This window comes from Romboutsia sp. (assembly GCF_051659545.1).
GTDB lineage: Bacteria > Bacillota > Clostridia > Peptostreptococcales > Peptostreptococcaceae > JBOFOR01.
On sequence record NZ_JBOFOR010000201.1, the window covers coordinates 1 to 20,329 of the forward strand.

The following is a 20,329-nucleotide window of genomic DNA, read 5'->3' on the forward strand; positions in this document are numbered from 1 at the left end:
TATACAAAGCATACGATGGACTACAAGCAATAGAGGTACTCAATAATGAAAACATACACCTTATACTTATGGATATAATGATGCCTAAGCTAGATGGAATAAAAGCAACAATAAAAATTAGAGAAGAAAAAAACATACCGATAATATTAGTTTCAGCAAAGGGAGAAGATACAGATAAAATAATGGGACTTAATATTGGTGCAGATGATTATATAACAAAACCCTTTAATTTGTTGGAGTTAGTAGCAAGGGTTAAATCAAATTTAAGAAGATATGTAAACTTAGGTACCTACAGTAATGAAGACAAAGAAGAGTTAAAAAGTGGACAGCTTGTAATGAATTTAGCTACTAAGGAAGTTGTAGTAGATGGAGAAGTAGTAAAAGTAACTCCAATTGAGTTTAACATTTTAAAACTTTTATTATCAAACAAAGGTATTGTATTTTCCATAGATGAAATTTACGAAAAGGTATGGAAAGAAGATAGCTTTAAAGCAGACAATACAGTAGCAGTACACATAAGAAGAATAAGAGAAAAAATAGAAATAAATCCTAAAGAACCAAAATATTTAAAAGTGGTGTGGGGAGTTGGTTATAAAATTGAAAAACTATAATGGAAAGCTAATAAAAGAAAAAAGTTTAATATTTAATTTAATATTAATATTATCATTGTTTATGTTAGCACAAGTAATTGGAATAATAACTTGCTTTAAATTTTTTAGTCATGATTTAACACTAATTATAGCAAGTTTATTATTTGTAAATTTTGTAATGTACAAAATTATGAGACGTTTATTTATTTTATAGATAGGAAATGAGGTAAAGAATTGAAAAATAATGTATTTAAGAAAATATTTTTAGCAATATCAATGGTGTCACTATCAATATTGTTAACGGCAACATCAATAATGGGTGTTACATTCCTTCGTAATTATAGCTTGTCAGGTAGCTATATGCACAGAGAAAAAAAGATAATAGAACCAGATTTTTATAAAAGTAGTGTATTTGAAATTAATATAGTTAGATCACTTGTTCATAATATTGAGGGGACAGCAAAAACTCCAAGTGAAGATGAAATTGACTATTACATTAAAGAAAATACAAGTACAGATTGGGTAGAATACACTGATAAAGATGGAGTTATTAAAAATAAAGAACAAATCATAGTTCCTAGCAAAGAAGAAGCAATAAAGGTAATTGAAAATAATATAAAATCATATAAAGAAGAATTAAAGAATAATTTTGGCGAAGTTAAATATATTGTAAAGAATAATAAAGATAACTTAGTATATTCAAATACTGAGTATAAAACTTTAGAGGATTTTAAAAAGAATATCAATGAAGAGGTAAATATAGCGATAGAAAAAAATCAATATGGTAGCTCATATACAAAAGAGATTGAAGGCAAAGTATATAAGAATAATAGCGAAGTAAATAATATGTTAAGAAGTGAAAATATACAAATGTATATATCAATACCTAAGAAAATAAATAGTATAGGAGCACTGAATGACTCTATAGAGGAATATAATACAGCCATAAATAATATTCAGACTTTTGCTATTATAGCTAGTGTAAGCTTAGTTGTATTTTTATTATCTACAATATTGTATAAACTAATAAAAGAAGAAGCTATAAAAAAGAATGGTATGTTATTTAAACTAATAAATAAAATACCTTTAGAGATTTGGACTATTGGAATAGGTTTTGTAACCCTAGTTGGATTAGAAGGTTTAACTAGTTATGAGTATGGTTACAGATTTGATTTTGATATAGTATTTGGATTTGCTTGTATTTTAATAAATCTAATAGCCCTTTATTTAATTATAAAAATATTTAAAAGTTATGAAAATAAAGCAGATTTTTTTAAGCATACAGTAGCATACAAAGTATATAAGTCATTAAAAAATATAATAACAAATCTATTAGTTTCTTCTAAAAAAATGCCATTAATAAATAATATTATATTGGTATCCGTATTAATATCAGGAGGAAGTTTATTTATAGGATTGGTTATTACGGTGATGTTTGGACTTGGGTATATAGGAGTTGTAAGTCCGATTTTTATAGCTATTCCTGCACTTACTTATTATATAGTTAGCAAATTAGATTATTTAACTGAAATAATGGAAGGAGCAAAACAAATAAAAGAAGGGGATTTACATTACAAAATAGATGTAAAAGGATACAATCATTTTACACAATTAGCAGAGGACATAAATAATATAGGTGAAGGATTAGAAAAGTCTATAGACAAACAACTAAGAAGTGAGAGAATGAGAAGCGAGCTTATAACAAATGTAAGTCATGATTTGAAAACTCCATTAACATCTATAATAAATTATGTTGAATTAATAAAAAAAGAAGAAAATATTCAGCCAGAATATATAAAAGACTATGTTTCAGTGTTAGACACTAAGTCAAAAAGACTTAAAATTCTAATAGAAGACTTATTTGAAGCAAGTAAAGCGAGTAGTGGAAATATAGACCTTAATATGGAAAAAATAGAGATAACTCAATTACTAGAACAAAGTATAGGAGAATTAGAAGAAAAACTTTCAGAAGCTAATTTAGATTTAAAGATAAATACTCCAAATGAAAAAATATATGCTTACGCTGATGGAAGAAGAATGTATAGAGTATTTGAAAATTTATTGTCTAATATAGCAAAATACTCTCTTCAAAACACAAGAGTATATATTGATTTAATACAAGAAGATTCAAATATAAAATTAACTATGAAAAATATATCTTCATATGAACTTAATTTTGATGCAAGTGAAATGACTGAAAGATTTAAAAGGGCAGATGAATCTAGAAATACAGAAGGAAGCGGATTAGGGCTTGCTATAGCAAAAGACTTAGTTGAACTTCAAAATGGTAAATTTAATATAGATATAGATGGAGACTTATTTAAAGTAAGTTTAGAATTTAAAAAAATAGAAAAATAAATTAAGTTAGAAACTGGAGTTCAACTCCAGTTTTTTTGTTTAAAATCGAACAAATATAAAAATAAAAATAAAAATATATGTATATATTACGTATTTTATTGTCGTAAATTAATTCAATATGATATAATTATGAGGATTTAAAATAACTAAATACAGGGAGGAAGTATGTTTACACTTATAGATATTGTTCAGCCAACGACATTAGAAGAAGCATACGCAGCATTAACAAAAAGAAAAAACAACCAAGTAATAGGTGGTAGTGCTTTTCTTAGAATGGGGAAAAAAAGAATAGGTACAGGTATAGAGTTATCTAACCTAAACTTAGATTACATAGAAGAAGACGAAAAATACGTAGAAATAGGAGCAATGACTACATTCAGAACATTAGAAACAAGCTCTACAATAAAAGAAAATTTTGGAAAGCTTATACAAAATTCAGTGGAAGATATAATAGGTATCCAATTTAGAAATGTAGTAACGATAGGTGGAACTGTGTATTCTAAATATGGATTTTCAGATTTAATCGTAGCATTACTTTCTCTTGATACAGAAGTAGAGCTATACCATGGGGGAAGAATAGCTTTAGATAAGTTTTTAGAAAATAAATATGAAAAAGACTTACTTACAAAAGTTTATATAAAGAAAAATAATAAAAAAGCATCGTATAAATCTTTAAGAAATGCTAAAAGTGATTATCCATTAGTAAATGTATCGGTATCAAAGGATGAGGATAATAAATTTAAAGTATGTATAGGAGCTAGACCAAGTAAGGCAATTGAAGCTAAAGGGGCTAGTGAATTTTTAGCATCAAATGAAATAACTGAAGAAAATATATCAAAAGCTTGTCAAATAGCAGTTGATGAAGTTAGTTTTGGTTCGAATATGAGAGCATCAAAAGAATATAGATATGCTATGGCAAAAGTACTTATAAAAAGGGCGATAATGGAGGTAATCTAGTGTTAGTAGAACTTAAAATAAATGGAAAAAAAAGAAAAGTTGATATAGAATGTGAAGAATATTTAGTAGATACACTTAGAAAATTAAATAATTTAAGTGTAAAAAGAGGATGTGACACAGGATGTTGTGGATTATGTTCAGTTTGGATAGATAGAAAGCCAACTTTATCTTGTGCAACATTAACAGTTAGAGCTTTAAATAAAGAAATAACAACAATCGAAGGATTAGAAAAAGAAGCTGAAGAATTTGCGAAAATACTTGTAAGTGAAGGTGCAGAACAATGTGGTTTCTGTTCGCCAGGATTTATAATGACAGTGATTGCAATGAAAGAAGAATTAGAAAATCCAACAGAAGAAGATATAATTCACTACTTAACTGGAAACCTATGCAGATGTACAGGTTATATGGGGCAGTTGAGAGCAATAAAAACTTATCTGGGGGTAAAATAATATGAAGATAATAGGTAAAGGTATAGATAAAATAGATGGATTAGCAATAGCTACAGGTAAGCCAGTATATACTGATGATTTAGCAGCAAAAGATGCTTTAGTTGTTAAAATACTAAGAAGTCCTCATGCATATGCTAAAATAAAAAATATAGATGTATCTAGAGCGATGATGGTTGATGGAGTAGAATGTGTGCTTACACATAAAGATGTTCCAGATACAAGATTTACATTAGCAGGTCAATCTTATCCAGAGCCATCTCCATACGATAGATTAATACTTGAAGATACAGTAAGATATATTGGTGATGAAGTAGCTATAGTTGCTGCAATAGATGAAAAAACAGCAGTAAAGGCTATGAGAATGATAAAAGTTGAATATGAAGTATTAGAACCAGTGCTTGATTTTGAAAAGGCAATGGAATCTAATGTCTTAGTACACGATACTGATAGACATACAAACTTTGATATAGGTATGATAAGAGAAAAAAATATTGCATCAACTCATGATTATACAAAAGGTGATGTAGAAAAGACTCTAAATGAATGTGATGTAGTACTTGAAGAAACTTACTACACTCAACCTCAGCTTCATGGAATGATGGAAACCTATAGATCTTATAACTACTTAGATCATATGGGAAGGTTAGTGGTAGTAAGTTCTACTCAAATACCATTCCATGTTAGACGACATTTATCTAGAGCTTTAAATATACCTTCAAGTAAAATAAGAGTAATAAAGCCAAGAATAGGTGGAGGATTTGGTGGTAAGCAAACTGCTTGCGTTGAAATATTCTCTGCAATAGTAACATTAAAAACAGGAAAGCCTGCTAAAATAATATATGATAGAAGAGAAACTTTAAATTGTTCAACAAGCAGACATGCTATGAAGATGAATGTAAAAATAGGTGCTACTAAGGACGGTATAATAAAAGTAATAGATATAGATGCCTTATCTGATACAGGTGCATATGGAGAACATGCTTCTACAACTTTTGGGTTAGTAGGGGAAAAAACTATGCCAATGTACAACAAATTAGAAGCTTCTAGAATGAAGGGGAGTGTAGTTTACACTAATAAAATGCCTGCAGGAGCTTTCAGAGGATATGGGGCAACTCAAGGGTGTTTTGCAGTTGAATCTATTATTAATATGTTAGCAAATAAGCTGAATATAGATCCTACAGAGTTAAGATTAAAAAATATTGCAACAGAAGGAGAAACTACTTTTGCTTATGATAAAGTTTTAAACTCTGTTGATTTAGAGGAATGTATTAATAGAGGTAAAAAATTAATTGAATGGGACGAAAAATACCCATCAAAAGACCTTGGAAATGGAAAAGTTAGAAGTGTAGGTATGTCTCTTACTATGCAAGGTTCAGGGATAGCAGGAATAGATACAGCTTCATCAGAAATAAAGTTAAATGATGATGGAAACTATACACTACTAGTAGGGTCGACAGATATGGGTACAGGTAGTGACACGATACTTGCACAAATGGCTTGTGAAATATTAGAAACAGCTATGGACAAAATAAATGTAATAAGTGCAGATACCGATGTTGTTCCATACGATCCAGGTTCATATGCATCATCTACTACTTATGTAACAGGTATGGCAGTAGTAAAAGCAGCTACAGAACTTAGAGAAAAAATAATAAGTGTAGGAGCAAACAGATTAAATATTGACAAACAATATGTTGAATTTGATGGAGAAAAAGTATTTACTGAAAAACATAGCATATCTCTATTTGATATAGCAGTTGACTTTACAGTAGGACCTGAAAAAAATCAATTAATTGGTTTTGCTTCTCATGGTAGTCCAGTTTCACCACCACCCTTTATAGCTGGTTTTGTTGAAACAGAACTAGATAAGGAAACAGGGAAAGTAGAAGTAATAGACTATGTAGCAGTAGTAGATTGTGGTACAGTAATAAATAGAAAACTAGCTAAAGTTCAAGTTGAAGGTGGAATAGTTCAAGGTATAGGTTTTGGATTATTTGAAGAAATAAGATTTACGGATAAAGGTCAAATGGATACAAATACTTTTATGCAATATAAAATGCCAGCAAGATGTGATGTTGGTAAAGTAAGAGTTGATTTTGTTGAAACAAATGAACCAACAGGTCCATTTGGAGCAAAATCAATAGGTGAAGTAGTTATCAATACACCAGCACCGGCTTTACAAGAAGCTATATATAATGCAGTTGGAGTAAGAATAAATACTTTACCGATGACACCGGAGAAAATATTTATGGAAATGAATAAATAAAATATAGATAATAACAAAAAAGAAGCTTCTTTATAAAAGAAGCTTCTTTTTGTAATTGACAGAGCTGTTGGTTAAATGAAAGGTTTCGCCGACATATACCTCAGATGAAGTGCTTTGTAGCGAAGAAATAAAAAAATTTACTAAAATTAAGTAAAACTATTTACAAAGAAAATGATATCTTGATATTATATACTTATAATATAAAAATATTTGGGGGAAACAATATGTATTTAGGAGTAGATTACTATCCAGAGCACTGGGATCCAACTATGATAGATGAAGATTTAGATAATATATTAGAGCTTAATTGTAATGTAATAAGAATAGGTGAATTTGCATGGCATAAAATGCAAAGTAAAGAAGGGGAATTTGACTTTTCGTATTTTGATAGAGTGATAGCAAAAGCAAAGGAAAAAGGACTAAAGGTTATATTTGGTACACCAACGGCTACAATGCCAGCTTGGTTAGCTAAAAAATATCCTGAAGTTTTAAGCGAAGATGAATTCAATCACAAAAGAGTATTTGGAGGAAGAAGACAATACTGTTTCAATAGTAAAATTTATTACAAATACTCAGAAGAAATAATAAAAAAATTAGCAAATCATTATAAAAATGAAGAGGCAATAGTTTCGTGGCAAATAGATAATGAGTTTGGGCATGAAGGCAGTGATATGTGCTATTGTAAATCTTGCAAAAATGCATTTCATGAATACTTAAAAGAGCAATATAACAATGATATAGATAAGTTAAATGAAACTTGGGGTACAATATTCTGGTCTCAAACTTATAATGATTTTGAAGAAATACCATTACCAACAACAACTATAACTACTCATAATCCATCTTTAAGAATGGAACATGAAAGATTTAGAAGTATAAGTATAGAAAGATACGCTAGGTTTCAAGTAGACTTGCTAAAAGAAATATTAGGAGATGGTCCAATAATAATACACGATTTTTCAGGTGGATATTTTGATAAAAGCTATGATTTTTCTAAAGTGGGAAGACATATGGATGTTGTAGCCTACAATAACTACCCAGTATGGGGTGGACAAAAAGAACCTATTAAGCCTTGGGAAATAGCCTGTGGACTTGACTATATGAGAGGTATAAAAGGACAAAACTTTTGGATAACAGAAGCAATAATGGGAGCTCAAGGACATGATGTCATAGGATATTTACCAAGGCCTAAACAAGCAAAAATGTGGAGCTATCAAGGTGTAGCACGTGGATGTAGCTCACTAATGTATTTTAGATATAGAGGTGCAACTAAAGGTGCAGAGCAGTATTGTTACGGTATACTTGACCAAGATAATATAAAAAGAAGAAAGTTTTATGAAGTCCAAAGTTTCTTTAAAGAGATATATGAAAACAAAGAATTAGCTCAAACGGATGTTGATGCCGAAGTAGCTGTAGTTTATGATTATGAATCAATGGCAAGTTTCAGAATACAAAGACAAAGTTTCTTAATGGATTACAAGCAAGAAGTGTACAGGTTATATAGGCCATTTTACGAAAATAATGTAAATATGGATGTTATACCTAGTTATTCAGACTTTAATAAATATAAGGTGCTTTTAGTTCCCACTATGATAGTACATAAAAAAGAAGTTCAAGATAAAATTAAAAAATTTACAGCAAATGGTGGTACAGTAGTTTTTACTTATAGAACAGCAGTAAAAGATAACTATAACAATTTGACTTTAGGAGAATTTAACCCTACTTATTACACTGATTTAGTGGGAGGATATGTTGAAGAAGTTGAATCTTTCCAAGAAAATCAATATGCTAACTTAATAGGTATAGGTGAGTTCAAAGGTATTAATGGAACTGCTACTGTATTTAGAGATATGTTAAAAACTACAACTGCTATAACCTTATTTAAATATGAAGATGAATTCTTTGAAGATTTAGTAGCTGTAACTTTAAATAAATATAAAAAAGGAAGTGTTTACTATATAGGAAGTGGATTAGACGATACTATAATGGATTCTATTACTAACAAAATAATAAAAGATAGCAGTATAGATATTATAGAGTCGCCAAAAGGTGTTGAAGTTGTCAAAAGAAGCTTAAACAATGAAGATTATTACTTTGTAATGAATCATACTTGCCAAGAACAAGAATTTAAAAATATGAAATTAAAATCCTACGAAGTAAGTATAGTAAAAGTTTAAAATTAACACAAAGGGGGGAATACTGTGGCAACATTAAAGGAAATAGCGATTAAAGCAGGGGTTTCAGTATCTACTGTGTCAAGAATACTAAATCATGATAGTACAATATTAGTAGCTGATGAAACTAAAATGAAAATATTTGAAGTGGCAGAAGAGCTAGAATATAAAACTATAAAGCAAAGAAAAGTTAAAAATGATAATAATAAGCTAAAAATAGGTATAGTAGAAATGTGCGATATTATGATGCAGTTAGAAGATCCATATTACCTTTTGCTTAGGAACGTAGTAGAAAAAGAGTGTTTTGAAAATGATATGGAAGTTATAAAATTATTTAAACAAGATGATGGCTATGAATATATAGGGCAAGAACCTTTATCAGGAATAATAGCTATTGGAAAATTTGAACATACAGAAATTCAATTTATGCGTAATATTAGTGAGAATATAATATTTTTAGATTCATCTCCTAATGACCTAATTTATGATTCTGTAAAAATAAATTTTAAGCTAGGAGTTAGTCAAGCCTTAAACTGTTTAAAAGATTTAGGACATGAGAAAATAGGATATATAGGAACTCAATATACTTTTGGGGATGACAAAATAACTAGAATAGATGTTAGATATAAATTCTATAAGGAATATATGAAAGAACACAATTTAACTCATGATAAATTTGATATAGATTGTGAAACTATGACGTCTATATCTGGATACAGAGCAATGAAAAAGTTCTTAGATAGTAATAAAAACTTACCAACAGCTTTTTTTGTTGCTAGTGATACAATTGCTACAGGAGTGTATAGAGCAATTCAAGAAACCGATATAGTTATAGGAAAAGACTTAAGCATAGTTGGATTTAATGACTCTATAATATGTCAACATATGAATCCTACTTTAACATCCGTAAGGGTACATATTGAATATTTGGCTCAAAGTGCAGTAACTATGATGAAAGAAAGATTGAGTAATACTAGAAACTATGCTAAAAAGGTTATAATACCAAGTGAATTGGTTGTAAGAAACAGTGTTTCAAAAATTTAATTTGAATTAAAAAAAAACGGCCATTAAAGGCCGTTTTTTTATTGAAGATGATTATTTTAAACTGTGTATTTTGATATTAATTCATTAAGTATATCTTCGTGATTAGTAATAAATTCATTGAAGCTTAAATTGGATTTATCTACTTCTTCGGATAATTCATATAAGAATACTTTAACCTCATCTTCTTTTATATCTCCACAAACCTTACCTAATTTTGCATTGCCAACACCAAAGCTTCCTCCGATATTTAGTTGATATACAGGTGAAGATACATCATTTACTCTTTTCATTTTCCCAATGAATCCAATGTCGCTTATTTGAGGTACACTACAAGAGTTAGAACATCCTGTAATATGAACTGCAGGTAAAATATCTTTTGTGTAGTTTTTTGACTTAAAGTATTGAATAATATCTTCTAGCAAATGCTGACTTCTTAATATTCCCATTTGACAAATTGGAACTCCGATACAAGCAACACTTTGTTCAAGTTTAGTTTCACCACTATAGCTACTAGTTAATTCTAAAACTTTTTTTGCTTCATTACCGTTAAGATTTAAAATATAAAATCCTTCACTCATATAACTTCTAACATAAATATTTTCCATTTCATCAAGTTCATCGAGTAAATTTTTATAATTTTTTAAATAAAATTGCCCACCTGTAGGATGAACGTAAACAGAATATAAGCCTTTTTGCTTTTGATTGAACAATCTAGGATGTTTTATGTCTATTTCAAATCCATTTTTTTCGTAATCTATAGGAAGAATTGTTAAATCTAATTCTCCTTTAGATTTAACCTCATCCAAAGCTTTTTTGTATTCAGTTCTAAAGCCATCTTCGCCTAAAGTATCTATCATATATCTTACGCGTGCTTTATTTTTATTTTCATAGTTTCCATTTTTAATAAACATTAATACCATAGCATCTATATGGTAAAGAATATCTTTAGCCTTAATTATTTCTCCATACTCTATAGCAATTTTTGGATTTCTACCTAGACCACCACCGAAGTAAACTTTGAAACATTCATCAGTCCCATTTTTAACAGCTATAAAACCTAAATCTTGAACTGTACAATGTGATTCATCTTTGTCATTACTAGCTAAAGATACTTTTAATTTTCTAGGAAGATTATAAGTATAGCTATTTTTAATAAAATGATTATCACAAGCAAGAGCATAAGGCACTATATCAAACTTATCATCTATATCTACGCCAGATAAAGGTGATATGGCAACATTACGAGGGAAGTTACCTCCACCACCACGAGTGAAAACATCTTTATGTATACATTCTTCCATAATATCACATACATTATCTATAGATAAATCGTGCAATTGAACAGCTTGTCTAGTTGTAAGATGTACTTTTTCAAGATTATATTTTTTTGCAACTTCATAAACTTTGTGTAATTGTTCTCTAGAAAATACACCACAAGATACTCTAAGTCTTATCATAAAGGATTTTTGATCTCTTTGAGCATAAATACCAAATCCTCCAGATACCTTTTTAAAATCCATTTTTGAAACTTCACCATTTATAAATTTGTGTCCATATTCTCTAAAAGATGGAATTTCATCAAGCAGAATTTTTTTGAAATCTTCTGTAAATAACTTATTCATATAATCACCTCGAAATAAAATTTGTTAAAATTTAACATTTTTAAATTATAATATATTTAAAAAACTATTACAATATATAAAGGTAGTCTTTATAGCCTAGTATGTGCTTATAAGACATATAAAATGTAAAAATATAAAAAAATAAGACCTTAAACTAGGTTTTATTTTGTATAGTAAGCAAGTCCAATGCTACCAGGACCTACATGAAGTCCTATAACAGGCCCTATTGGTTGAATTTTTATATCTGTATTTAATTCCTTTTCTAGTCTTTTAGCTAATTTTAAACCTTCTTCTTCACAGTTGATATGGTGAACAATAATATCACCAAGACCTTTTTCATTTATTTCTTTTAGAGTAGCTTCAACAATTGTATCAATAGCTTTTTTTCTTGTTCTAACCTTAGTAAATACGGAAGTTTCTCCATTGGATACTGTTAGTATAGGTTTTATTTGAAGTATTGTACCCAATAGAGCAGAAGCGCTCCCTATTCTACCACCTTTTTTTAGATACTCTAAGGTATCAGGACAAAATAAAAATCTGCTATTATTTAGTATATGATTGCAACCGCTAATTACTTTTTCTAAGGGTTGTCCTTCATAAGCTATACGGGCAGCTTCTATTACGGCAAAACCCATTTGCATACAGTTAGTTTTTGAATCGATTATATGTATATCTGCATTAGGATAATTTTCTAATACCATATTTTTTATCATATTAGCACTTGAGTATGCACCACTCATGCTAGAAGAAATAAAAATTCCTACTATAGAATGACCTTCTTTTACTAAAATTTCAAATGTATTTAACATTTCTTCTAGTATAGGCTGTGAGGATTTTGGAACCTCACTAGAAGAATTCATTTCATCATAAAAGAATTTATTATCTATATCTAATTCACGTCTACTGTTATTATTCATTATTACATTTAGAGATACTACACCAATATTGTACTTTTCGATATACTCATTAGGTATATAAGACGTGCTATCGGTAATTATTTTTACAGACATATAAACATCCCCTTTCAACAAGAATACTTTAATTATAGTATATAAAATATTAGTATAAACTATGTATTTAATAATTAAGTTTTATACTATTACAAACTAAAACAATTAATCAGTAAAAAATAAATATTCAATAAAGTAAAAGGAAAACTATGTAAAATAAAAGAATATATTTAGTTAAAAAATATAATAAGGTATATGTTGAAAAATTATATAATTAGAAAAGAATATTATGAACGTTTTTATAAAAGTAGTTTAGATGTTAATATATTTAATATAAGGACAACAGTAGGACATATGAGAAATTTTATACACTAGCAATGGGAACTGGATGTACAAATGTAATGAATATACTTATAGAAAATTTTGGGGTAAGACTTACTTATTTGTATAACAAATTTAAATAGGTAAAATAATCATAATGAGGTGATAATAATGGGGATAAAAAATGACTGGCTACTAGATCAAATAGAAAATTTAACCTTACTTATTTCTAAGGTGTTTTTTAAAAAATCTACTGCTAAATATGAACTTGAAAGTGAATTAAATAATACAGATTGTGATTTATTATACAACAAGCTAAGTCAACTAATTTTACAAGGTCAAATTTGTGAAGGTGAGGATTTACTGTATAAAAGTTTAGATACAACAAATATTAAGTATCTAGAAATAGCAGTAGATTTTTATGAAAGTTTAAATTTATTAAGCGATGATGAATTAGAAAAAGTTAATTTTTCTAGAGAAGAAATAAATGAAGGACTAGCAGAAATTCTAGTTAGATACAATATAGACTTAAAACAATTTAATATTAATAATCAATATATAGATTAAACTTTATAATTGTATTAAGAAGCCTATAAATGCAAATAATTATTTTAATATTATTTTGTATGAGGTGAATTATGATAAGAGAAAGAAAAATAAAAGAGCCAATAGTAGCTATTACAAAGGCTATTACAGAAGGAAAATCCCTTGAAAAAGCATTAGACTTACTTCCTGTTGAACAAATTATAAAAGAAGGAGAAACTATAATAATTACTCCAAACTGGGTAAAAGATAAACAACCTAAAGACGCTGTAGTAGTAGGGCCTAAGACACTTAAAATATTAATAAATTATATAAAGAGTAAAAAACCAGCAAAAATATACATAGCAGTAGGCTCAGGAGGAGCAAAAACTCCTGAGGTAATGAAAACTGTAGGATATGATAAGGTTATTGAAGAATGTGATGTTGAATTTATAGATATGAATTATGGTCCATATACAGAACTAGAATTAAATCATGAAATAATAAAATCTACACCTATAAATAAGGTAATAAATGAAGCTGATGTTATTATATCATTTACACAATTAAAACAACATGAAGAAGCAACTATCAGTGCTAGTATAAAAAATGTAGCACTAGGGTGGCCGCCAGCACAAATTCATGGGTATCCTAAAAAGCAAAAAGGAATACACGAAGACTTACATGGATATATTAGAAGCTTTGCTAATAAAGTACCTATAGATTTAGCTATAATAAGTTGTGATAAGGCAATGATAGGCACAGGTCCGTCAAATGGTATGGCAGTAGATACTCCTGGGCTTATAATAGCATCTACTGACCCATTAGCAGCAGATGTTATAGGTGCTAGATTGCTTGGATTTTTACCGCAAGGAGTTTGTTATTTATATGCACTGTATAAGGATGGACTAGGTGAAGCTAAGATAGAAAATATGATTATAAAAGGGTTAGATATAATAGAAGCAGAAAAAATATTTAGTAAAGCTGCCTACGGGAAAAATGATGTAATGATAGACAAAGAAAAATTTAAAGATATACATGGAAATTAACAATAATGATAATATAAATTGAGTCACAAAAAAATATAGGAATTTAAAAAATAAAATGGTGCAATAATAAAATAGAAATAAAATCAAAAGGATGTGGCATCATGACTCATAAAAAGCAACCGAGTACAAAAAAAATGGAAGATTATAAAAAGGAAAAAATAGAAATTGCAGAGGAATTAGGAATTAATGGAGCAAATAAAACTGAAGTAAATGCTAAGATAGCATCTGAAAGAGAAGCTAAATTTAGTAAAAAAACTATGAATAATAAACACAAAATGATTAATCCACAAGAATCTGAAAAAACTAGATATTAAAAAAATAAAACTATGGCTATTAAAAGGCCATAGTTTTGTTTTTTATAATATTGATACTATCAGTTAAGCTAAAAAAATAAAAATGATTTAATAATATAGGAGATACATATGACTAATAAAAATTTGAGTTTATTTAGATTATAGTATATAATATTTTAGTAAAAATTAATAAGACAGTTCGTAAGCCTCCTGTCTATAAATAAAACTACGGTAAAAAAGCAATTATACAATTAGAATGCAATAATTTGTGTGCAAAAACCGTAGTTAGTTATTAACTATGGTTTTTTTTGAGTAGTAGAATTTTTTACTGACGATAGGCTGTAAAATATTAATACAAGGAGATATAAAATGAGACAAAATAGTAAAAAAATAGCACTAATAGGATTAATAGCAGCCTTATACGCAGCTTTAACCTTAACATTTGGATTTATAAGCTATGGACCTATACAATTTAGAATTGCTGAGGTTATGACTCTATTACCTTTACTTGGTAGTGAATATATAATAGCATTAACTTTAGGATGTTTTTTAGCTAATATTATAGGACCGTATGGAGTACCAGATATAGTATTTGGAACACTAGCAACCTTTATAAGTGTGTACTTAGTATATATTACAGGAAAATATATGAAAGATAAAAAAGGACATGTATTAATTGCATCATTGTGGCCGACAATAGTAAATGCTATAATAATCGGAGGAATGTTAAATGTATTTGCTGGATTCCCATTAGCCCTTTCTATCTTACAAGTAGGATTTGGACAATTTGTGGTAATAACTATACTAGGAGTTCCTTTATTTAAGATTGTTAATGAAAAATATTCAAAAATGCTAAAAAATTTATTTAGTTAATAGAACTAAAGTAAAATAATTTTTTAGTAAAACAGTTAGGAGAAATTATGGAAACGATACAAAAAATGGATGTGGCAAAACTAATAGGAATAGGTGATGATGGAATAAAAAATCTTGATGCTATAAAAGACCAAGTAAAACACAACATGGATCTAGAAAAAATAGCTTTAAATCAAGATGTAGACAAAGATTATGTAAGACAACTTTTAGATGGATTAGATATGTTATTCTTAGCTTATAATAGTGAAGATAAAAGAGCTCTTCAAATAGTAAATGCTATTGGATTTATGGCTGATGAAAGAAGAATTTTATCTATAGGATTAGATTCTGCTAAAAAAGAAAATACTGATGATGTAAATTTAAATAGTGTAATTAAAATAAATGAAGAAAATACTGATGATTTAGTAAACATACTAAATATGATGATTGATGCAATATCAGATTTTTGTACTATAAACATGGACTTAACAGATTTAAAAGAAGCTTTCGCAAGTGATAAAGGAATAAAATATTCATACGGTGAGTTTAATAAGGGCTTAACTAATGAAGAGATTGTAAAGTCTTTAGTAGAAAAAGCTGTTCAAACTAGTGAAGAGTTAAATGCTAAAAAAGAAATTATACTAGTTGAAATGGGACTAAACTACTGTGAAAGTGAAGCAGAGACATTAATGTATGTTAATGAATTATTAATGGAAATACAAGAAAGTAGAGAAGATACTTACGAAGGTATATTCACATTATACTTAAAAGAAAATCTTGAAGATAAAATGAAAGTAGCTTTAATATATAACTAATGTAATAAAGTATTAAATAAGTACCCTATAAAATAGATTAAAAGTCTACTTTATAGGGTATTTTTGTATGGTAATTTAATCATAAAAATAAATAACTACATTAAATAAACTATGATATTATAGAATTAAGATACAAAAAAGAGGTATAATATGGAACTTTATAAAATAGTAGAAAAAAACAAAAATGAAATTATTACAGTGGTAGGGGCAGGAGGAAAAACTTCTATTATCAACTATTTAGCAGACTATTACAGAAATGAATTAAGAGTACTTTTGACAACTACAACTAAAATATACGTACCGCAAAAAGAAAGTTATGATTGTATGTTTATGGTTAAGGACAATAAAAATATAGAATTAAATAAAGAATCTTCTGTTGTAGTATGTGGAAAACACATAAATTACGAAAATAAAATCATAGGCTTAGATTTTAATGATTTAATAAGTTTAACTCCACAATTTGATTTAGTTCTAATCGAAGGAGATGGTTCTAAAAGGAAAAAGTTAAAAGGTTGGAGAGAAAATGAACCATTAGTGTATCCGAAAAGTACAAAAACTATAGCCATATTAGATATAACTTCCTATAGTTTAGATATAAGAGATGAAAATATACATAGACTAGAGGAATTTAAGAAGTTAACTCAAATAAATAGTACAAAAGTGACTATTACAAACTTAAAAGATATAGTATTAAATGAACAGGGGTTATTTAAAAAGGCTAAAGGTAAAAAAATATTATTTATTAACAAAGTAGAAGGAACTTATTATGAAGATTTAGCAGAAAAATTAATAAAAGAAATAAATAAAGAAAAACATGATATTTCTATTATGTATGGAAGTATAAAACAAGGTACAATAAAAGAGGTTATAAAATGATTAATGCAATAATAATGGCATCAGGTTTAGGCACTAGAATGGGAGAAAATAAACTTCTACTAGATTATAAAGGAATTCCCATAATTGAGCATGTTTTTAAGTCTATAAAAAATATAAATTTTAATAAAGTTATAGTAGTAAGTCAATATGAAGAAGTGCTAACTTTAGCGAAGAAATATAACTATCTACCCGTGAAAAATGAAAATGCTATTACAGGTCAAAGTGAATCTATAAAACTTGGAATTCTAAATAGTGGAACTTGTGATGGATTTATGTTTTTTGTAGCAGATCAACCATTTATAAATAAGCTTGATATAGAAAAAATAATAAATAATTTTAAAGAAGATAATGATTATATAGTAATTCCTAAGTATAAATCAAAAACTGGAAATCCAGTTATATTCCCTTTTAGCAAAAAAGAACAATTGTTAGAGCTTAAAGGGGATGAAAAAGGAAAAAAAGTAGTAAAAAATACTACTAAGATAAAATACATAGAGGTTTGTGAAAAAGTATTATCTGATATTGATACAAAAGAAGACTACGAGAAGATTAGAGGGACATAATGATGAGAAAAATAAAAACTGTAGATGCAATAGGACATGTGCTTTGCCATGATATTACCAAAATAGTTCCAGGAGAATTTAAAGGAAGGGCATTTAAAAAAGGTCATGTAGTTCAAGAAGAAGACATGCCAGTACTGTTATCTCTAGGAAAAGATAATTTATATGTATGGGAGCAAATTGAAGGAATGGTACATGAAAATGATGCAGCTGTGTTTATAAAAGATATTACTGCTGGAAAAAACCTAGACTTTAGTGAAATAAAAGAAGGTAAAATTGATTTTATAGCTCAAGTTGATGGTATTTTAAAAATTGATGTAGATAGACTATTAAAATTAAACATGATAGATGATATTATAATAGCTACTCTTCACAATAACTTTGTGGTTAAAAAAGGATTAAAGGTAGCAGGAACAAGAGTTATTCCTCTATTAATAAAAGAAGAAAAATTAAGAGAAGCCAAAGAAGTAGTAGGAGACAAAAAAATAATAGATATAGTTCCAATAAAAAGTAAAAAGGTTGGAATAATAACAACAGGTAATGAAGTATTCCATAAAAGAATAGTAGATAAGTTTGGACCTGTAATAATAGAAAAAGTAGAAAAGTTTGGATGTGAAGTTATAGGACAGGTTATTTGCTCGGATGATAAAGCAATAATAACAAAAGCAATAAAAGACTTTATAGACCAAGGTGCTGAGCTTATTTGTTGCACAGGTGGTATGAGTGTAGACCCAGATGATGTAACTCCAACTGCTATAAAAGATAGTGGCGCTGAACTTGTTACTTATGGCTCGCCTATACTTCCAGGGGCTATGTTCTTACTAGCATACTTAAATGAAATTCCTATAATGGGAATACCAGGTTGTGCAATGTACAACAAAACTACGGTGTTTGATGTAGTACTTCCAAGAGTATTAATAAATGAAAAACTTACTAAATATGATATAGCAAAGCTTGGTCATGGTGGACTTTGTATGAATTGTGAAGTATGTTCATACCCTGCATGCAACTTTGCAAAATAATATATAAAAAATTGGCATTCGTTTAAAATACGATATGCCAATTTTTATTTTAAAAATTTTAACATTAAATGTGTTGCATTAAAAAAAATATAGAGTGAAAAATAACTTAAAAGCTACTCATAATAATAATTTGTAAATTATAAAACAAGTGTGTAGTTAGTTGACTAAAATAAATATTTGTTATATTATAAATAATGTTGTATAATAGAAAATTAAATTAGATGTAAAAGAAAGGAAAATGCCGAATGTTACAAGTTACGAATATTGGACTTAGATTTGGTGACAAAGAGTTATTTAAAGATGTTAACTTAAAATTCACTAAAGGTAATTGCTACGGAATAATAGGAGCTAATGGTGCTGGGAAATCTACTTTCCTAAGAATATTAGCTGGTGATATAGAACCGAACACAGGAAATGTTTCAATAACAGAAAAAGAGAGAATGTCTGTACTTAGACAGGACCACTTCAAATATGAAGAAGATACTGTTTTAGATGTTGTTATAATGGGACACGAAAGATTATACTCTATAATGAAAGAAAAAGATACTTTATACATGAAAGAAGACTTCTCGGAAGAAGATGGTATAAAGGCTGCAGAACTTGAAGGAGAGTTTGCTGAACTTGACGGATGGGATGCAGAAACTAATGCAGAAAGAGTGCTAATGGGTCTTGGTATAACTAAAGATATGCACTACAAGCAAATGAAAGAATTAACTGGGGGAGAAAAGGTAAAAGTGTTACTTGCAAAAACACTATTTGGTAAGCCTGAAATATTAGTAATGGATGAGCCTACTAACCATTTAGACTTCCAATCAATAAACTGGTTAAATGATTTCATAATGGGTCTAGAAGATTCTATCGTTATAATAGTATCGCATGATAGACACTTCTTAAACCAAATATGTACAAACATAGTTGACGTTGACTTTGGTAAAATACAAATGTACGTAGGTAACTACGATTTCTGGTATGAATCAAGTCAATTAGCATTACAACTTGCTAAAGATCAAAACAAAAAAGCTGAAGAAAAGATAGCTCAATTAAAAGACTTCATCGCAAGATTCAGTTCAAATGCTTCTAAAGCAAAGCAAGCAACATCAAGAAAGAAGCAATTAGATAAAATAGAATTAGAAGATATACAACCATCAAGAAGAAAGTATCCATATGTTGGATTTACTCCTGAAAGAGAAATAGGAAATGAAGTTTTAGAAGTTGAAGGATTAACTAAAATTATAGATGGTGTTAAAGTTCTTGATAATGTATCTTTCAGATTAGATAAAGAAGATAAAGTTGCATTTATGGGTGACGAAATAGCTACAACTAGTTTATTCAATATATTAATGGGTGAAGATACTCAAGATAGTGGTACATTTAAGTGGGGAGTAACAACTTCTCAAAGTTACTTACCTAAAAACCACAACCAATACTTTGATGGAGTTACTTACTCTTTAGTTGACTGGTTAAGACAATACTCTGAAGAAAAGAGTGAAAGTTTCATAAGAGGATTCTTAGGTAGAATGTTATTCTCAGGAGAAGAAGCTCTTAAAGAAGCTAATGTTTTATCTGGAGGAGAAAAGGTTAGATGTATGTTATCTAAGTTAATGTTATC

General features: G+C 28.4%; 19 protein-coding genes. 17 read left to right on the forward strand and 2 right to left on the reverse strand.

Features of this window, described 5'->3' with window-relative positions; translation table 11 throughout:
- From ACRC03_RS11045 to ACRC03_RS11080, 8 genes are all read left to right on the forward strand, one after another.
- A partial coding sequence (locus ACRC03_RS11045; RefSeq protein WP_438652621.1) for a response regulator transcription factor occupies nucleotides 1–611 on the forward strand: 611 nt, incomplete at its 5' end.
- Nucleotides 598–804, forward strand: coding sequence for a hypothetical protein (locus tag ACRC03_RS11050; RefSeq protein ID WP_438652622.1), 207 nt, complete (start codon nucleotides 598–600; stop codon nucleotides 802–804). The genes ACRC03_RS11045 and ACRC03_RS11050, both read left to right, overlap by 14 nt.
- Nucleotides 805–824: 20 nt before the next feature.
- Nucleotides 825–2,948, forward strand: coding sequence for a histidine kinase dimerization/phospho-acceptor domain-containing protein (locus ACRC03_RS11055; protein WP_438652623.1), 2,124 nt, complete (start codon nucleotides 825–827; stop codon nucleotides 2,946–2,948).
- 165 nt (nucleotides 2,949–3,113) lie between these two features.
- Nucleotides 3,114–3,905: an FAD binding domain-containing protein gene (locus ACRC03_RS11060; protein WP_438652624.1), complete on the forward strand. Its 792-nt coding sequence runs from the start codon at nucleotides 3,114–3,116 to the stop codon at nucleotides 3,903–3,905.
- Nucleotides 3,905–4,354: a (2Fe-2S)-binding protein gene (locus ACRC03_RS11065; protein WP_438652625.1), complete on the forward strand. Its 450-nt coding sequence runs from the start codon at nucleotides 3,905–3,907 to the stop codon at nucleotides 4,352–4,354. Before ACRC03_RS11060 ends, ACRC03_RS11065 begins: the two co-directional genes overlap by 1 nt.
- A gap of 1 nt (nucleotide 4,355) precedes the next feature.
- On the forward strand, nucleotides 4,356–6,620 hold the full coding sequence (locus tag ACRC03_RS11070) for a xanthine dehydrogenase family protein molybdopterin-binding subunit (RefSeq protein WP_438652626.1): 2,265 nt from the start codon (nucleotides 4,356–4,358) through the stop codon (nucleotides 6,618–6,620).
- Nucleotides 6,621–6,844: 224 nt separating this feature from the next.
- The gene (locus ACRC03_RS11075; RefSeq protein ID WP_438652627.1) at nucleotides 6,845–8,797 is read left to right on the forward strand and encodes a beta-galactosidase; all 1,953 of its coding nucleotides are present in this window, start codon (nucleotides 6,845–6,847) and stop codon (nucleotides 8,795–8,797) included.
- A gap of 24 nt (nucleotides 8,798–8,821) precedes the next feature.
- Nucleotides 8,822–9,838: a LacI family DNA-binding transcriptional regulator gene (locus ACRC03_RS11080; protein ID WP_438652628.1), complete on the forward strand. Its 1,017-nt coding sequence runs from the start codon at nucleotides 8,822–8,824 to the stop codon at nucleotides 9,836–9,838.
- 56 nt (nucleotides 9,839–9,894) lie between these two features.
- Here the strand turns inward: ACRC03_RS11080 and ACRC03_RS11085 are convergent, their stop codons facing one another.
- Both ACRC03_RS11085 and ACRC03_RS11090 read right to left on the reverse strand, forming a co-directional pair.
- Nucleotides 9,895–11,460: a nitrite/sulfite reductase gene (locus ACRC03_RS11085; protein ID WP_438652629.1), complete on the reverse strand. Its 1,566-nt coding sequence runs from the start codon at nucleotides 11,458–11,460 to the stop codon at nucleotides 9,895–9,897.
- Nucleotides 11,461–11,621: 161 nt separating this feature from the next.
- The gene (locus tag ACRC03_RS11090) at nucleotides 11,622–12,470 is read right to left on the reverse strand and encodes a DegV family protein (RefSeq protein WP_438652630.1); all 849 of its coding nucleotides are present in this window, start codon (nucleotides 12,468–12,470) and stop codon (nucleotides 11,622–11,624) included.
- A gap of 432 nt (nucleotides 12,471–12,902) precedes the next feature.
- Here ACRC03_RS11090 and ACRC03_RS11095 point away from each other — a divergent pair, with 432 nt between their 5' ends.
- The 9 genes from ACRC03_RS11095 to ACRC03_RS11135 form a co-directional block, all read left to right on the forward strand.
- Entirely contained in the window at nucleotides 12,903–13,298 is a 396-nt protein-coding gene (locus ACRC03_RS11095) for a DUF6483 family protein (protein WP_438652631.1), read from the forward strand.
- Nucleotides 13,299–13,369: 71 nt separating this feature from the next.
- Nucleotides 13,370–14,302, forward strand: coding sequence for a DUF362 domain-containing protein (locus tag ACRC03_RS11100; RefSeq protein ID WP_438652632.1), 933 nt, complete (start codon nucleotides 13,370–13,372; stop codon nucleotides 14,300–14,302).
- A gap of 101 nt (nucleotides 14,303–14,403) precedes the next feature.
- On the forward strand, nucleotides 14,404–14,616 hold the full coding sequence (locus tag ACRC03_RS11105; protein WP_438652633.1) for a hypothetical protein: 213 nt from the start codon (nucleotides 14,404–14,406) through the stop codon (nucleotides 14,614–14,616).
- A gap of 348 nt (nucleotides 14,617–14,964) precedes the next feature.
- The gene (locus ACRC03_RS11110) at nucleotides 14,965–15,468 is read left to right on the forward strand and encodes a QueT transporter family protein (RefSeq protein WP_438652634.1); all 504 of its coding nucleotides are present in this window, start codon (nucleotides 14,965–14,967) and stop codon (nucleotides 15,466–15,468) included.
- A gap of 47 nt (nucleotides 15,469–15,515) precedes the next feature.
- A complete protein-coding gene (locus ACRC03_RS11115; RefSeq protein WP_438652635.1) occupies nucleotides 15,516–16,262 on the forward strand; it encodes a cell division protein in 747 nt (248 codons plus the stop codon).
- A gap of 150 nt (nucleotides 16,263–16,412) precedes the next feature.
- Complete coding sequence (gene yqeC / locus ACRC03_RS11120; protein ID WP_438652636.1) at nucleotides 16,413–17,138, forward strand: selenium cofactor biosynthesis protein YqeC; 726 nt, start codon at nucleotides 16,413–16,415, stop codon at nucleotides 17,136–17,138.
- Complete coding sequence (mocA, locus tag ACRC03_RS11125) at nucleotides 17,135–17,701, forward strand: molybdenum cofactor cytidylyltransferase (RefSeq protein ID WP_438652637.1); 567 nt, start codon at nucleotides 17,135–17,137, stop codon at nucleotides 17,699–17,701. The genes yqeC and mocA overlap by 4 nt, the downstream gene beginning before the upstream one ends.
- Before the next feature lie 2 nt (nucleotides 17,702–17,703).
- A complete protein-coding gene (locus ACRC03_RS11130) occupies nucleotides 17,704–18,720 on the forward strand; it encodes a molybdopterin-binding protein (RefSeq protein ID WP_438652639.1) in 1,017 nt (338 codons plus the stop codon).
- A 245-nt stretch (nucleotides 18,721–18,965) separates the two neighbouring features.
- Nucleotides 18,966–20,329: ABC-F family ATP-binding cassette domain-containing protein (locus ACRC03_RS11135; protein WP_438652638.1), on the forward strand; the 1,364-nt coding region annotated here is incomplete at its 3' end.